The organism is Sphingomonas rhizophila (assembly GCF_014396585.1).
Taxonomy (GTDB): domain Bacteria; phylum Pseudomonadota; class Alphaproteobacteria; order Sphingomonadales; family Sphingomonadaceae; genus Sphingomicrobium; species Sphingomicrobium rhizophilum.
In genome coordinates this window covers 445,786-458,991 of record NZ_CP060717.1, presented here as the reverse complement: position 1 = coordinate 458,991, position 13,206 = coordinate 445,786, and the positions used below count along the sequence as shown (strand labels likewise).

The 13,206-nt window shown below is 66.6% G+C and carries 14 protein-coding genes and 2 pseudogenes; 14 read left to right on the top strand and 2 right to left on the bottom strand.

Annotated features, from left to right (window positions below; genetic code table 11):
* The first annotated feature begins 253 nt into the window (after window positions 1-253).
* The 13 genes and pseudogenes from mmsB (at window position 254) to metK (ending at window position 11,311) form a co-directional block, all read left to right on the top strand.
* Window positions 254-1,158, top strand: a pseudogene (gene mmsB, locus H9L12_RS02180) (3-hydroxyisobutyrate dehydrogenase).
* Between the two features lie 31 nt (window positions 1,159-1,189).
* Window positions 1,190-1,767: pseudogene (locus H9L12_RS02175) on the top strand (NifU family protein).
* Window positions 1,768-1,823: 56 nt separating this feature from the next.
* Window positions 1,824-2,483 (top strand): tRNA (adenosine(37)-N6)-threonylcarbamoyltransferase complex dimerization subunit type 1 TsaB, encoded by a 660-nt coding sequence (tsaB, locus tag H9L12_RS02170; protein ID WP_246450510.1) that lies wholly within the window; start codon window positions 1,824-1,826, stop codon window positions 2,481-2,483.
* Window positions 2,480-2,986, top strand: a complete 507-nt coding sequence (locus H9L12_RS02165) for a GNAT family N-acetyltransferase (protein ID WP_246450507.1) — start codon at window positions 2,480-2,482, stop codon at window positions 2,984-2,986. The genes tsaB and H9L12_RS02165 overlap by 4 nt, the downstream gene beginning before the upstream one ends.
* A 110-nt stretch (window positions 2,987-3,096) precedes the next feature.
* Window positions 3,097-3,516: a Ros/MucR family transcriptional regulator gene (locus H9L12_RS02160; protein WP_187542434.1), complete on the top strand. Its 420-nt coding sequence runs from the start codon at window positions 3,097-3,099 to the stop codon at window positions 3,514-3,516.
* An 83-nt stretch (window positions 3,517-3,599) separates the two neighbouring features.
* Complete coding sequence (locus tag H9L12_RS02155) at window positions 3,600-4,022, top strand: Fur family transcriptional regulator (protein ID WP_187542433.1); 423 nt, start codon at window positions 3,600-3,602, stop codon at window positions 4,020-4,022.
* A 157-nt stretch (window positions 4,023-4,179) separates the two neighbouring features.
* A complete protein-coding gene (locus tag H9L12_RS02150) occupies window positions 4,180-4,770 on the top strand; it encodes a lysophospholipid acyltransferase family protein (RefSeq protein ID WP_187542432.1) in 591 nt (196 codons plus the stop codon).
* 12 nt (window positions 4,771-4,782) lie between these two features.
* Entirely contained in the window at window positions 4,783-6,090 is a 1,308-nt protein-coding gene (gene miaB / locus H9L12_RS02145; RefSeq protein ID WP_187542431.1) for a tRNA (N6-isopentenyl adenosine(37)-C2)-methylthiotransferase MiaB, read from the top strand.
* Window positions 6,090-7,091: a PhoH family protein gene (locus H9L12_RS02140; RefSeq protein ID WP_187542430.1), complete on the top strand. Its 1,002-nt coding sequence runs from the start codon at window positions 6,090-6,092 to the stop codon at window positions 7,089-7,091. The genes miaB and H9L12_RS02140 overlap by 1 nt, the downstream gene beginning before the upstream one ends.
* Window positions 7,091-7,591 (top strand): rRNA maturation RNase YbeY, encoded by a 501-nt coding sequence (ybeY, locus tag H9L12_RS02135; protein WP_187543120.1) that lies wholly within the window; start codon window positions 7,091-7,093, stop codon window positions 7,589-7,591. The genes H9L12_RS02140 and ybeY overlap by 1 nt, the downstream gene beginning before the upstream one ends.
* A complete protein-coding gene (locus H9L12_RS02130; protein ID WP_187542429.1) occupies window positions 7,591-8,472 on the top strand; it encodes a hemolysin family protein in 882 nt (293 codons plus the stop codon). Before ybeY ends, H9L12_RS02130 begins: the two co-directional genes overlap by 1 nt.
* Window positions 8,473-8,612: 140 nt before the next feature.
* Complete coding sequence (gene lnt, locus H9L12_RS02125) at window positions 8,613-10,037, top strand: apolipoprotein N-acyltransferase (RefSeq protein WP_187542428.1); 1,425 nt, start codon at window positions 8,613-8,615, stop codon at window positions 10,035-10,037.
* 62 nt (window positions 10,038-10,099) lie between these two features.
* Entirely contained in the window at window positions 10,100-11,311 is a 1,212-nt protein-coding gene (gene metK / locus H9L12_RS02120; RefSeq protein ID WP_187542427.1) for a methionine adenosyltransferase, read from the top strand.
* Here the strand turns inward: metK and H9L12_RS02115 are convergent.
* Window positions 11,292-11,873, bottom strand: a complete 582-nt coding sequence (locus H9L12_RS02115; protein WP_187542426.1) for a phosphatase PAP2 family protein — start codon at window positions 11,871-11,873, stop codon at window positions 11,292-11,294. The genes metK and H9L12_RS02115 overlap by 20 nt on opposite strands.
* A gap of 65 nt (window positions 11,874-11,938) precedes the next feature.
* On the opposite strand from H9L12_RS02115, the gene trmB reads away from it, so the two are divergent.
* The gene (trmB, locus tag H9L12_RS02110) at window positions 11,939-12,637 is read left to right on the top strand and encodes a tRNA (guanine(46)-N(7))-methyltransferase TrmB (RefSeq protein WP_187542425.1); all 699 of its coding nucleotides are present in this window, start codon (window positions 11,939-11,941) and stop codon (window positions 12,635-12,637) included.
* Window positions 12,638-12,716: 79 nt separating this feature from the next.
* On the opposite strand, the gene H9L12_RS02105 is transcribed toward trmB, so the two are convergent.
* The gene (locus H9L12_RS02105) at window positions 12,717-13,154 is read right to left on the bottom strand and encodes a YybH family protein (RefSeq protein ID WP_187542424.1); all 438 of its coding nucleotides are present in this window, start codon (window positions 13,152-13,154) and stop codon (window positions 12,717-12,719) included.
* Window positions 13,155-13,206: the final 52 nt, after the last annotated feature.

Sequence of the window (13,206 nt, the reverse complement as noted above, 5' to 3'; positions counted from 1 at the left end):
GTATTGTCATTATCGCTTGCATCTTTTTCGCAAGCGTGAGCGCGCTCTTTTTATCGCTACGAGGTCAATCGTTCGCGTTGAGTGTGGTCATAGGTTACGCGCTGTTCGGTCTTTTGACTGGCCTCTTATTGGATTGGCCGTGGAGAGATTGGCCGGCGTTCGGGCGCGTAAGTTTGATTGCTCTCCCGCTCATTCTGTTTCTGGCCTTCGGCGGAAGACTCACTCGTCACGTTATGCATAAGAGGACGGACTAATGGCACGCGTCGCATTCATCGGGCTTGGCAACATGGGCGGCGGGATGGCCGCGAACCTGTCGAAGGCCGGGCATGAGGTCATTGCCTTCGACCTGAGCGAGGACGCGCTGGCGCGTGCGGCGACCAACGCCTGCACTATCGCCGAAGGCGCGGAGCAGGCGGTGGCCGATGTCGACGCGGTCGTCACCATGCTGCCCGCCGGCAAGCATGTCGCCGAAGTCTATCGCAAGAACGTCCTGATCAACGCGCCCAAGACCGCGATCCTGATCGATTGTTCGACCATCGACGTCGCCACCGCCAAGCAGGTAGAGGACGAGGCGTCGTTCGCCGGTTTCACCATGGTCGACGCGCCGGTCAGCGGCGGCATCGCCGCGGCCGAGGGCGGAACGCTTACCTTCATGGTCGGGGCAGCGACGAAGGCTTCGCGCGGGCCCAGCCCTTCCTCGACAAGATGGGCAAGGCCGTCATCCACGCCGGCGGACCGGGCGCGGGTCAGGCGGCGAAGATCGTCAACAACATGCTGCTGGGCGTCACCATGGCCGGCACCTGTGAAGCGTTCGTGCTGGCGCAGAAGCTGGGGCTCGACCCGCAGACCTTCTTCGACATTTCGTCCAAGGCGAGCGGCCAGAGCTGGTCGATGACCAGCTACTGCCCCGTCCCCGGCGTTGGCCCGGAAACGCCGGCAGACCGCGACTATGTCGGCGGGTTCGCGGCGGCGCTGATGCTCAAGGACCTCAAGCTGGCGATGGAGGCGGCGAAGGAGGCCGGCGCCTACACCCCGATGGGCGGCGAGGCGGAGGAGCTGTACCAGCGCTTTGTCGAGCGCGGTGGCGGCACCAAGGATTTCTCGGCGCTGATCAAGATGATCGACGACAGCTGGCAGGTGCCCGACGACGAGGCTTGATCGCCGGGCCGCCAGCGACCACATGGCGCGCATGCTGATCGAGACTGAACGCACGCCCAACCCGGCGACCCGCAAGTTCCTGCCCGGACAGACCGTCATGGAATCGGGCGGTCGCGACTTCGCCACCGCCGAAGCGGCCGAGGCCAGCCCGCTGGCCGCCGCGCTGTTCGCAACCGGCGAGGTCGACGGCGTCTACTTCGGCCGCGACTTCATTTCGGTGAGCCTCAAGGACCCGACCTTCTGGGACGCGTTCGAGCCCGACGTGATCGGCCTGCTGCTCGACCATTTCGTCACCGGCGCGCCGCTGTTTCGCCCCGGCACCGCCGCCGGATCGACGTCGCCCCCGATGCCGACTTCGCGGTCGAGGAAGACCCGGCCGATGCCGACATCGTCGACCAGATCAAGGAACTGCTCGACACCCGCGTTCGTCCCGCGGTCGCCAATGACGGCGGCGACATCGTCTATCGCGGCTACAGGGACGGCACGCTCTACCTCGCCATGCAGGGCGCCTGTTCCGGCTGCCCATCGTCGGCGATCACGCTGAAGCGCGGGATCGAGGGCCTGATCAAGCACTACGTCCCCGAGGTCGAGACGATCGAAGCGGTCTAGGCCGTCCCGCCGACGGGGCAGCGCGTCGGTTTTTGCTTGCCCGCCAGCGCCGAATCATGCCCACTTTGCCGAATGACCCCGCCCCGCACCGACGGCCGATGATCCTCGCGATCGACAGTTCCAGCGCCGCCTGCACGGTTGCCCTGCTGACGACCGGCGGCGAGGTGCACGCGTCGATCGACGAGCGGATCGATCGCGGTCACGCCGAGCGGCTGGCGCCGATGATCGAACAGCTTCTGGGCGGCCATATCCCGACGCAAATCCTGGTCGGGATCGGACCGGGCAGCTTCACCGGCATCCGCGTCGGCCTGGCCACGGCGCAGGGCTTGTCCATCGGCTGGGAGGTCGACCTTCGCGGCGTCGACTCGTTGGCGCTGCTGGCCGCATCGAGCGACCGCCGCACCGATCAGCCTGTCGCGGTGGCGATCAACGGCGGTCATGGCGAACTGTTCGTCCGCACGTTCGACGGCCGCACGCTCCAGCCGCTGGACGACGTCCGGAGCCTGAAACCCGGCGACGCAGCCACGGCGATTACCGCGTCCCTGGTCGTCGGCAGCGGCGCTGCGGCGCTGGTCGATGTGCGCGGCCATGGCGACGTGGACGACATCGTTCCAAGCGCCTCGCGGGTCCTCAGCCTCCCCGAAGACCTGCGCTCGCTCGACCCGAAACCGGCCTATGCCCGCGCGCCCGATGCCAAGCCGAAGGTCGCGGCGTGAGCGAGCGCCGCGACATGGCTTCGCCCAGCCTGATGCCGGCGCCGACCATCCGCCATGGCGGGGTCGGCGACCTGGACGGCGTCATCGAGGTGATGAACGCAGCGTTCGATGCCCAGTTCGGCGAGCGCTGGACCCGCTCGCAGTGCGCGGGGATCCTGCCGATGAGCGGCGTCGAGTTGCGGATCGCCAGCCTGGGGGCTTCCGCGCCGATTGGCTTTTCACTGATGCGCACCGTCGCGGACGAAGCGGAACTGCTGCTGATCGCCGTCGCGCCGGAGGCACGGCGGCGCGGCATTGGGCAGGCCTTGCTGGAAGATTTCATCGACCGCGCCATCGCCGACGGCGCCCGACATCTTCATTTGGAAGTGCGCGACGGCAATCCCGCGATCAGGATGTACCACGCCGCCGGCTTCGCCGTCGCCGGCCGGCGACACGAATATTACCATGGCGCGAACGGCGGGCATCACGACGCGCTGACCCTTCGGAAAACCGTCGAAAGCTGATCCAAGGCAATATGATCGCGCCTTGTATCCAAATTGGCTGAGTATTATTTACAGTAAAGGGAGAGAACGATTTTCGTCCTGTCCCCTACTTATGCTCGGGGTATGGAATCATGGACAATCAGCAATCTGACGACACGCTGATCACGTTGACGGCGGACATTGTCGCCGCGCACGTGAGCAACAACAGCGTCGCGGTCAACGACCTCCCGCAACTTATCCAGAACGTTCACGGCGCCTTGTCGGGACTTTCAGGCGCGGTTGCCGTACCGGAAGCGAAGCCGGAACCACGCGTTTCCATTCGCTCGTCGATCAAGCCGGACTATATTGTCTGCCTTGAAGACGGGAAAAAGCTGAAGATGTTGAAGCGTCACCTGATGACGCATTACCAGATGACCCCGGATCAATACCGCCAGAAGTGGGGCCTGTCGCCCGACTACCCGATGGTCGCGCCGAACTATGCCGAACAGCGCCGGACGCTGGCCAAGTCGATCGGCCTCGGCACCAAGCGCCGCAAGACGCGCGGCAAATAATCGTTTCAGCCAAGTAAGGAGGGGAGGACGCGCCGAACGTCCTCCCCTTTCCTTTGCGAGGCGCGGGCACTACGTTTCCTGCCATGCATCGCCAGATCGACATCGAACAATTGTGTGCCGACAAGGGCCTTCGCATCACCGAGCAGCGCCGGACCATCGCGCGGGTGCTAGGCGAAAGCGAGGATCACCCGGACGTCGAGACGCTGCACGCCCGGGCGGCAGCGATCGATCCCAACATTTCCATCGCCACCGTCTACCGCACCGTCCGCCTGTTCGAAGAGGCCGGCATCCTGGAGCGGCACGAGTTCGGCGACGGACGCTCGCGATATGAAGCGGCTTCGGAAGCACACCACGACCATCTGATCGACGTCGAGACCGGAAAGGTCATCGAATTCGTCGACGAGGAGCTGGAGGCGCTCCAGCGGCGCATCGCCGAGAAGCTCGGCTATCGCCTGGTCGATCATCGCATGGAGCTTTACGGCGTCACCACCAGCCGCGATTCCTGAGGCGCCGCCGTCCCGCCTCCGCGCCTATGCCCGCATCGCCGGGCTCGTCGGCCTGTTTCTCGCCTATTTACCGCCGCACCTGATTGAAAAGTCGGTTCGCGGCGGCCGGTCGACTTGGCCGCGGCGGTTCCTGGCGGCGGCGAGCCGGATTGCCGGTGTGCGGACAAGCGTCGAAGGACCGCCGCTCGAGCCCCACACGCTGACGGTCGCCAACCATACGAGCTGGCTCGACATCCTGATCCTCGGCGGATCGACCGGAACCGCATTTGTGTCGAAGGCGGAAGTAAGATCGACGCCGCTGATCGGCTGGCTCGCCGACCAGAATGACACCGTCTACATTTCCCGAAGCGAGCGCGGCGATGCGCGCCGGCAGATCGAACAGATCGGCCATGCGCTCGGTCGCGGGCAGCCGCTCACCATCTTCCCTGAAGGCACGACCGGGCATGGCCGCAGCCTGCTGCCGTTCCGCTCTACCCTCCTCGCCGCGGTCAGCCCGCCGCCCGAAGGCGCGACCGTACGCGGCATTGCCATCGACTATGCGGAGGCGGTCGACCAAATCAGCTGGCACGACGGGGAACGCGGGATGGAGAATGTCATGCGGGTCCTGGGGCGGCGTGGGCGATTGTCGGTCACGGTCCGGCTGCTCGATCCCTTGCCGCCGACCGGCGACCGCAAGGCGCTGGCCCGCAAGGCCGCGACGGCGATCGAATCCGCCCTCTCTTCCGTGAACGGGGCGGGGCGACTATAGGCCGCGCCAATCATGACCGACCTTCCCCAACGCTTTCGAATCAAGAGCTTCGGCTGCCAGATGAACGTCTATGACGGCGAGCGCATGGCCGAACTGCTTGAGTCCAGCGGCATGCGCGCCGCCGGTCCGGCTGACGACGCCGACCTGGTCGTCCTCAACACCTGCCACATCCGCGAGAAGGCGGCCGAGAAGGCCTATTCGGACGTCGGCCGGCTGACCCGCGAGGACGGCACCCGTCCATTGGTCGCGCTGGCCGGATGCGTTGCACAGGCCGAAGGGCCGGAGGCCAAGCGCCGGTCGAAGGCGATCGACATGGTCGTGGGGCCGCAAGCCTACCATCGCCTTCCGGACATGATTGCGCAGGTCGCGCGCGGCGAACGCCCGGTCGACACCAACATGCCGGCGATTTCCAAGTTCGATGCCCTGCCCGCCCGCCGCCGCGTCGGGCCGAGCGCCTTCCTGACGGTCCAAGAAGGCTGCGACAAATTCTGCACCTATTGCGTGGTGCCCTACACCCGCGGCGCGGAGATTAGCCGCCCGTTCGACGACGTCGTGGCCGAGGCGCAGGGCTTGGTCGACGGCGGCGCGCGCGAGATCACGCTGCTCGGCCAGAACGTCAACGCGTTCGAGGGCGGGCTCGACAAGCTGATCCGGGCGATCGCGAAAATCGATGGGCTGGAGCGGATTCGCTACACCACCAGCCATCCCGCCGACATGAGCGACGCGCTGATCGCCGCGCATGGCGAGGTCGACAAGCTGATGCCCTACCTCCACCTGCCGGTGCAGTCGGGCAGCGACCGGATTCTCAAGGCGATGAACCGCAGCCACACCGCCGAATCCTACCTGCGTACGCTGGACAAGGTGCGCGCCGCGCGGCCGGACATCGCCATCAGCGGCGACTTCATCGTCGGCTTCCCGGGCGAGAGCGATGAAGATTTCACCGACACCCTCGCCATCGTCGATGCGGTCGGTTACGCTTCGGCCTATTCGTTCAAATATTCTCCGCGGCCGGGAACGCCCGCGGCGACCATGGAAGGAGCGGTGGAAGCCCACGTGATGGATGAACGGTTGCAGCGGCTTCAGTCGCGTCTCGCCGAGCATAGCCTCGCCTTCAACCGCGCCACGATCGGGAAGGACCTTAAAATCCTGATCGACCGCAAGGGCCGCCTCCCCGGACAGATGATCGGCAAGTCGCCCTGGCTTCAGTCGGTGTTCGTCGACACCGACGCGGCGATCGGCGACATGGTCGACGTGACCGTCACCCACGCGCTTCCCAACAGCCTTGGCGGCGTCCTTCGCGACGCGCGGGTGGCCGCCTGATGGCTCGCAAACCCGACCTTCGCGCCGTCGACGAGGGCGACCGCGCCCGCCTCGAACTGGAATTCGACCAGCCTTACCTGCTGGGGCCGCTGTTCGGCGATTACGACCGCCACCTGGTGATGATCGAGGACCGGCTTGGCGTGAACATCGCGGCCCGCGGCAACCGCGTGATGATCGAGGGCGACGCCGACAGCGCGGCGCGCGCCCGCGACGTGCTGACCGGGCTCTACAACCGGCTCGACCAGGGCCACGATGTCGACAGCGCGGCGGTGGAGGCCCTGCTCGGCATGGCCGCGCAGCCCGCGCTCGACGGCATCATTTCCCCGGAAGTATCGAACGCGCCGCGGGTGATGATCCGCACGCGCAAGAAGACCATCGTCCCGCGCTCGACCATCCAGACCCAATATATGGAAGCGCTGGGCCGCGACGACATGATCTTCGCGCTGGGGCCCGCGGGCACTGGGAAGACCTACCTCGCCGTCGCGCAGGCGGTGGCGATGCTGATTACCGGCCAGGTCGACCGGCTGATCCTGTCCCGTCCGGCGGTCGAGGCCGGCGAGCGGCTCGGCTTCCTGCCCGGCGACATGAAGGAGAAGGTCGATCCCTATCTCCGCCCGCTCTACGACGCGCTCTACGACATGTTGCCGACCGAACAGGTCGAGCGGCGCATCGCGTCGGGCGAGATCGAGATCGCGCCGATCGCCTTCATGCGCGGCCGCACCCTGAACGACGCTTTCATCATCCTCGACGAGGCGCAGAACACCACGCCGCCGCAGATGAAGATGTTCCTGACCCGCTTCGGAATGCGCAGCCGGATGGTCATCTGCGGCGACCCCAACCAGACCGACTTGCCGCGCGGCATCGAATCCGGGCTGAACGACGCAGTCGAGAAGCTGGAGGGCATCCCGAAGCTGTCGATGGTCCGCTTCGGCGCCGCCGACGTCGTCCGCCACCCGCTGGTCGGCAAGATCGTCGAAGCCTATGAAGGCCCGGGACGATGATGCTGGATATCGCGATCGACGCCGATCCGGAGTGGGACAGTAGCGACTGGGGCGCGCTTGCGCGCTCCGCCGCCGAAGCCGCCATCGCCGAAAGTGCCTTCCCGCAGCTTGGCCGCGGGGCGCGCGAGGTCGAGCTGTCGATCCGCCTGACCAGCGACGAGGAAGTGCGCGCCCTCAATGCCGAATGGCGCGGCAAGGACAAGCCCACCAACGTCCTGTCCTTTCCGATGAGCGAGCCCGACGAGCTTGCCGATACCGCCGGCGAAGGTCCCGAGCTGATGCTTGGCGACATCATCCTGGCGCGTGGCGTGTGCCTGGCCGAGGCCGCCGAGAAATCGATCCCGGTCGAAAAGCACGCCGCTCACCTGATGGTCCACGGCACGCTGCACCTGCTCGGCTATGACCATCACGACGACGCCGAGGCCGAGGACATGGAGGCACGCGAGGTCCGCGCCCTCGCCCGCCTTGGTATTGAAGACCCCTACGGAGACCGCTGCTGATGGCGACCCGCAACGACGATGACGGCGGTTCGCGGCTGTGGCGCGGAATGCGCGCGCTGATCTTCGGCGAGGATTACGACACCACGCTTCGCGACCAGATCGAGGAAGCGATCGACGAGGCCGAGACGGCGGCGCCCAAGCGCGGCGACCTGTCGGTGCTGGAACGGCAGATGCTGCGCAACCTGCTGCACTTCGGCGACCGCACCGCCGGAGAGATTGCGGTGACGCGCGGCGACATCATCTCGATCCCGAGCAGCGTGACTTTCGAAGAGCTGGTCGCGGCATTTGCCGAGGCCGAGCACAGCCGCCTTCCGGTCACCGGCGACAGCCTGGATGAAGTGATCGGCATGATTCACATCAAGGACGTGTTCAAGGCGCAGGTCGACACCAGCCGCGACCGGTCGATCGACGGCCTGCTTCGCGTGCCGCTGTTCGTTCCGGAATCGATGGGCGTCCTCGACCTGCTGGCGCGGATGCGGACCGAGCGCGTCCACCTGGCCATCGTCGTCGATGAATTCGGCGGCACCGAGGGCCTGGTCACGATTGAGGACGTGGTCGAGGAAATCGTCGGCGAGATCGAGGACGAGCATGACGAGCAGGAGGCTGCCGGCCTTCGACTGCTCGACGACGGGCTGTGGGAAGCGGACGCGCGCGCCGAACTGGAAGAGGTCGCCCGCGACATCGACGCGCGGCTCGTCGCCGAGGATGACGAAGTGGACACCATCGGCGGGCTGACCTTCCTGCTCGCCGGGCGGCTCCTGTCGCCGGGCGAGTCGGTCGAACATCCGTCGGGATGGCGGATCGAGTGCGTCGAGGCCGACGCGCGGCGGATGATCCGTTTCCGCCTGCACGCCCCGGTGATCGAGACCGTGGACGAATAGGCTCCTTCCCACGAACGTCGCCAGCCGCTAGCGACCGCTGCCATGCTGTTCCTGATTGCGCTTGCCGCCGGCGCACTGTCCGCTTTTGCTTTCCAGCCCTTCGCCATCGGCCTGTTGATGCCCCTGGCCTTCGCGGCCCTATGCGAACTGACCGACCGAGCCCTCGGCTGCGCAGCGCGTTGCTGGTCGGGTGGGGCTTCGGGGTCGGGCAGTTCTGCGTCGGGCTGAACTGGATCGCCACCGCCTTCACCTTCCAGGCGGCGATGCCGGCTTGGCTCGGGTGGATCGCGGTCGTCCTGCTGTCGCTCTACCTCGCCGTTTATCCGATGCTTGCCGTCGGGCTGGCGTGGCGCTTCGGCAGAGGGCGGCGCCTCGCGCTGGTGCTGGCGCTGGCCGGCGGCTGGGCGATCGCCGAATGGCTGCGCGCGACCATCTTCACCGGCTTCGCCTGGAACCCGGTCGGCGTGGTGCTGGTCGATACCGACCTGCTGAAGGCCAGCCGCTTCATCGGCACCTACGGGCTGTCGGCGCTGGTCGTCCTGCTCGGCGGCGCGTTGTGGCTGGCGGCCCGGCGCGAGGTGCGGCCGACCGCCGCGCTGCTGGCGGTGCCGATGCTGCTTACCTTTCTGCCGTCCGTGGCGCTGGCGCCGCGACCGATCGCTATGCCGCCCGTCCGCATCGTCCAGCCCAACATCGGCCAACAGGACAAATGGCGCGAAGGGTTCGAGGACGAGGCCGCGCGCCGGCTGGAGCGGCTGTCGGTCGTCGGCCGGACCGTCACGCCCGAACTGGTGTTCTGGCCTGAGGCAGCGGTCACCGATCCGCTGCAGGACGGGCGGAAAGCGGCCGGGCAAGTGGTCAGCGAGGTCCGCTCGGAAGCCACGCGGACGCTCAACAACGACGACCTGTTGCTGACCGGCGGGCTCGCCTTCCTGTCGAACGACGGGCAGCGGGTCACCGGCGCAACCAACAGCGTGTTCGTGATGGGCCCACTCGGCCAGGGCTACGGCCGCTATGACAAGGCGCACCTGGTCCCTTACGGCGAATATCTGCCGATGCGGCCGATCCTGTCGGCGATCGGCCTGTCGCGGTTGGCCCCCGGCGACCTCGATTTCGCGCCGGGTCCCGGTCCCCGCTCGATCGACCTTCCCAACGGCTGGGGCCGGATTGGCTTCCAAATCTGCTATGAGATCATATTCTCCGGCCAGGTTGTCGATCGTGCGCAGCGGCCCGACCTCATTTTCAATCCGTCCAATGACGCCTGGTTCGGGCGCTGGGGGCCGCCGCAGCACCTGGCCCAGGCGCGGCTTCGCGCCGCCGAGGAAGCGTTGCCGGTGATCCGGTCGACCCCGACGGGGATCAGCGCACTGGTCGGGCCGGCGGGCGAACTTTACGCTTCGTTGCCATGGCAGCGGGCGGGTGTCATCCGCGCTACCCTGCCGCGCCCCGCGATAGGAGTGACGGCGTTCGCCCGTTGGGGAAATATCATCCCGCTCGCCCTCGGCTTCCTGCTGATCGCGCTGGCGATTGCCACCGGCGCGGGCCATCGCTACAGGCAGACATAAGCGAATCTTTATATCTTGAATCCGCGTCAGCGGACCCAACGCCTCAAGGAAACCAGCGGCCCATGCGCAGCGCCTATCTATTCACGTCCGAATCCGTTTCGGAAGGCCATCCCGACAAGGTCGCCGACCAGATCAGCGACGCCATCGTCGACCTGTTCCTGTCGAAGGACCCCGAAGCGCGCGTGGCGTGCGAGACGATGACCACGACCAACCGGGTCGTGCTGGCCGGCGAAATTCGCGGCAAGGGGATCATGGACGAGGCCGGCAACTGGGCCGAGGGCGTGCGCGAGGAAATCGAGCGCACCGTGCGCGAGACGGTGAAGCGCATCGGTTACGAACAGGAAGGCTTCCATTGGGACCGCCTCGACTTCGCCAACCACCTCCACCCGCAGTCGGCGCACATCGCGCAGGGCGTCGATGCCGGCGCCGAAAAGGACGAGGGCGCGGGTGACCAGGGCATCATGTTCGGCTTCGCCTGCGACGAGACGCCCGACCTGATGCCCGCGACGCTGGATTACAGCCACAAGATCCTCGAACGGATGGCCGCCGACCGCCATTCGGGCGCCGCGCCGTTCCTGGAGCCGGACGCCAAGAGCCAGGTCACGCTCCGCTTCGAGAACGGCAAGCCGGCCAAGGCGACCGCGATCGTCGTGTCGACCCAGCACAAGCCGGGCTACGACCAGGGCGAGAAGCAGGCTGAACTTCACGCCTATGTGAAGCAGGTCGTGGCCGACGTGCTGCCCGCCAGCCTGCTCGGCAACGAGACTGTGTACCACATCAACCCGACCGGGAGCTTCGAGATCGGCGGACCCGACGGCGACGCCGGGATCACCGGGCGCAAGATCATCGTCGACACCTATGGCGGGGCGGCGCCCCACGGCGGCGGCGCGTTCAGCGGCAAGGACCCGACCAAGGTCGACCGGTCGGCCGCCTATATCAGCCGCTATCTTGCCAAGAACATCGTCGCCGCGGGCCTCGCCACTCGCTGCACGATCCAACTGGCCTATGCGATCGGCGTGTCGAAGCCGCTGTCCCTCTACGTCGACACGCACGGCACGGGAACGGTCGGTGACGACGCCATCGAGGCGGCGATCGGACGGATCGACAAGCTCGGCAACCTGACGCCGCGCGGCATCCGCACGCACCTCGGCCTCAACAAGCCGATCTACCAGCGCACCGCGGCCTACGGTCATTTTGGCCGCCATGCCGAGGGTGACTATTTCCCGTGGGAAAAGACCGACCTGGTCGATGACCTCAAGGCCGCGCTGGCCTGACCTTCCGCTCGGCGGGGATGAGCCACGCCGCGAGCGCCGCGGCGCCAAGGCCTATCATGCTGCCCGCAACGGTGTCCGACAGGAAATGGTTGCGGCTGGGCAATTGTGCGCCGACGATGGTCGCCGCCCCGGTGGCCAGCGCCGGACGCGCGGCGGGGTAATCGACGGCCGCGGCCATCGCCACGGCGACCGTCCCGGCGCTATGTCCCGAGGGCATCGAGCGAAGCTCGCCGCTCTCGCTTCCGCCCTCCTCCAGCTTGTAGCGGCCCCGCTTCAACGCCTCGTCGGGGCGCGTCCGGTCGACGACGCCTTTGACCATCAGCTTGCCCATGATGCTGAAGGCGTGCGCCGCCAGCATCCGCAGGCCCGTCCGCGCCAGCCGCTCGTCCCGGGCCAGCGTTCCGACGGCGATCGTCACTCCGCAGGCCAGGATCAGCGGCGGCTGGTCGCCCACCCCGGCGATGCCCTTGGCGATGCGCTGCGCATCGCTGCCCTCGGGAAGTGCCGAAGCCTTCGCCAGGTCGAGATCGAGCCGTTCAACGGGATGGAGTTGACGAGCCATGCATGCCTCAACGCTCGTGCGGCCGACCTTGTGCCGGGCAGGTGCATTCGCTAGCCGCCGCGCCCATGACCGCATTCAAATCCGGGGACCCGACGACTCTCAACCGGCTGTATGGCCGGTCGAGCGGCCACAAGCTGCGCCAGGGACAGGCCGAACTGGTCGAGACATTGCTGCCGGCGATTTCCGTGCCCGCCGATGGCGAGGTGACCGCGGTCGGGCTGTTCGGCGAGGACCGGCCGCTGCATTTCGAGATCGGCTTCGGCGGTGGCGAGCATCTTGCCTACCGGGCCGACATGCTGCCCGACCATGGCTTCATCGGCTGCGAACCGTTCCTCAACGGGGTGGCGCAGGCGCTCGGACATATTCGCGACCAGCGCTTGACCAATGTCCGCCTGTGGATGGGCGACGCGCTGGACGTGCTTCGGCGGATTCCGGACGGCGCGCTGTCGTTCGTCTACCTGCTCCATCCCGATCCCTGGCCCAAGGCCCGCCATGCCAAGCGGCGCATGGCCAACGACGGGCCGATCGAACTGATCGCGTCGAAAATGAAGCCCGGCGGCGAATTCCGGATCGCCACCGACCATCCGGTTTATCTCGCCCATACGCTGATGGTCATGCAGCGGCATACCGAGGCGTTCGACTGGCTGGCGGAAACGCCGAAGGATTTTCTGCAGCGCCCGGGTGGATGGCCGGCGACTCGATACGAGCAAAAGGCCAAACGCGAGGGCCGCGACGCCTACGCGCTTCGATACCGGAGGCGTTAGGGAGCCGGATCAATATCGCTATCGAGTGCGAGGATGGCCGCAATGGGTGGAAAGCGGACCTTCGCAGGCTACACTGCGACTATCGGCGTCGGGCCGCTGAATGGCGAAAGATAAGTTGCCAGCGCCCCTGTCGCCGCGCCCATGTATCGGTCAGGTATGACTCTCGCCGCCAACGTGCCTCAAGAGTCGCTACCGCTGTGTCGCCGACAACCACCACGCCTAGAACTTTGGCTTCGTAAGGGAGCGAATCCTGGCGCAGCCAGACCCGCATCCAAGCGTCGCGGTTGGTGACATTCCTACCCTGGGGTTCACCCGCACTGAACAGCACATATTCGGGAGCCATTACATCCTTCATGAAGCGGGTATCCCGGTTGTTGAACGCCGTCGTCCAGCCTTCCTCAAGACGTCTGATTTCCGCTTCGGCAGCCCGCGTGTCGCCCGCCTGCCGCTTGTCCGGCAAGGACGCACAGCCCGAAAGTAGCGCCGAGATTGCCAGCGCCACAGCCCACTTGCTCATCGTATAGCCCCTCGGCCCCAAATCCTCGACACAACGTAACATGCGAACTTGA

Excerpts from the sequence above, each read along its gene's own strand:
- tsaB (WP_246450510.1), top strand. The coding sequence starts at position 1,824 with ATGCCCACTTTGCCGAATGACCCCGCCCCGCACCGACGGCCGATGATC.
- H9L12_RS02160 (WP_187542434.1), top strand. The coding sequence starts at position 3,097 with ATGGACAATCAGCAATCTGACGACACGCTGATCACGTTGACGGCGGAC.
- H9L12_RS02155 (WP_187542433.1), top strand. The coding sequence starts at position 3,600 with ATGCATCGCCAGATCGACATCGAACAATTGTGTGCCGACAAGGGCCTT.
- miaB (WP_187542431.1), top strand. The coding sequence starts at position 4,783 with ATGACCGACCTTCCCCAACGCTTTCGAATCAAGAGCTTCGGCTGCCAG.
- H9L12_RS02140 (WP_187542430.1), top strand. The coding sequence starts at position 6,090 with ATGGCTCGCAAACCCGACCTTCGCGCCGTCGACGAGGGCGACCGCGCC.
- ybeY (WP_187543120.1), top strand. The coding sequence starts at position 7,091 with ATGCTGGATATCGCGATCGACGCCGATCCGGAGTGGGACAGTAGCGAC.
- H9L12_RS02130 (WP_187542429.1), top strand. The coding sequence starts at position 7,591 with ATGGCGACCCGCAACGACGATGACGGCGGTTCGCGGCTGTGGCGCGGA.
- lnt (WP_187542428.1), top strand. The coding sequence starts at position 8,613 with ATGCGAACTGACCGACCGAGCCCTCGGCTGCGCAGCGCGTTGCTGGTC.
- metK (WP_187542427.1), top strand. The coding sequence starts at position 10,100 with ATGCGCAGCGCCTATCTATTCACGTCCGAATCCGTTTCGGAAGGCCAT.
- H9L12_RS02115 (WP_187542426.1), bottom strand. The coding sequence starts at position 11,873 with ATGGCTCGTCAACTCCATCCCGTTGAACGGCTCGATCTCGACCTGGCG.
- trmB (WP_187542425.1), top strand. The coding sequence starts at position 11,939 with ATGACCGCATTCAAATCCGGGGACCCGACGACTCTCAACCGGCTGTAT.
- H9L12_RS02105 (WP_187542424.1), bottom strand. The coding sequence starts at position 13,154 with ATGAGCAAGTGGGCTGTGGCGCTGGCAATCTCGGCGCTACTTTCGGGC.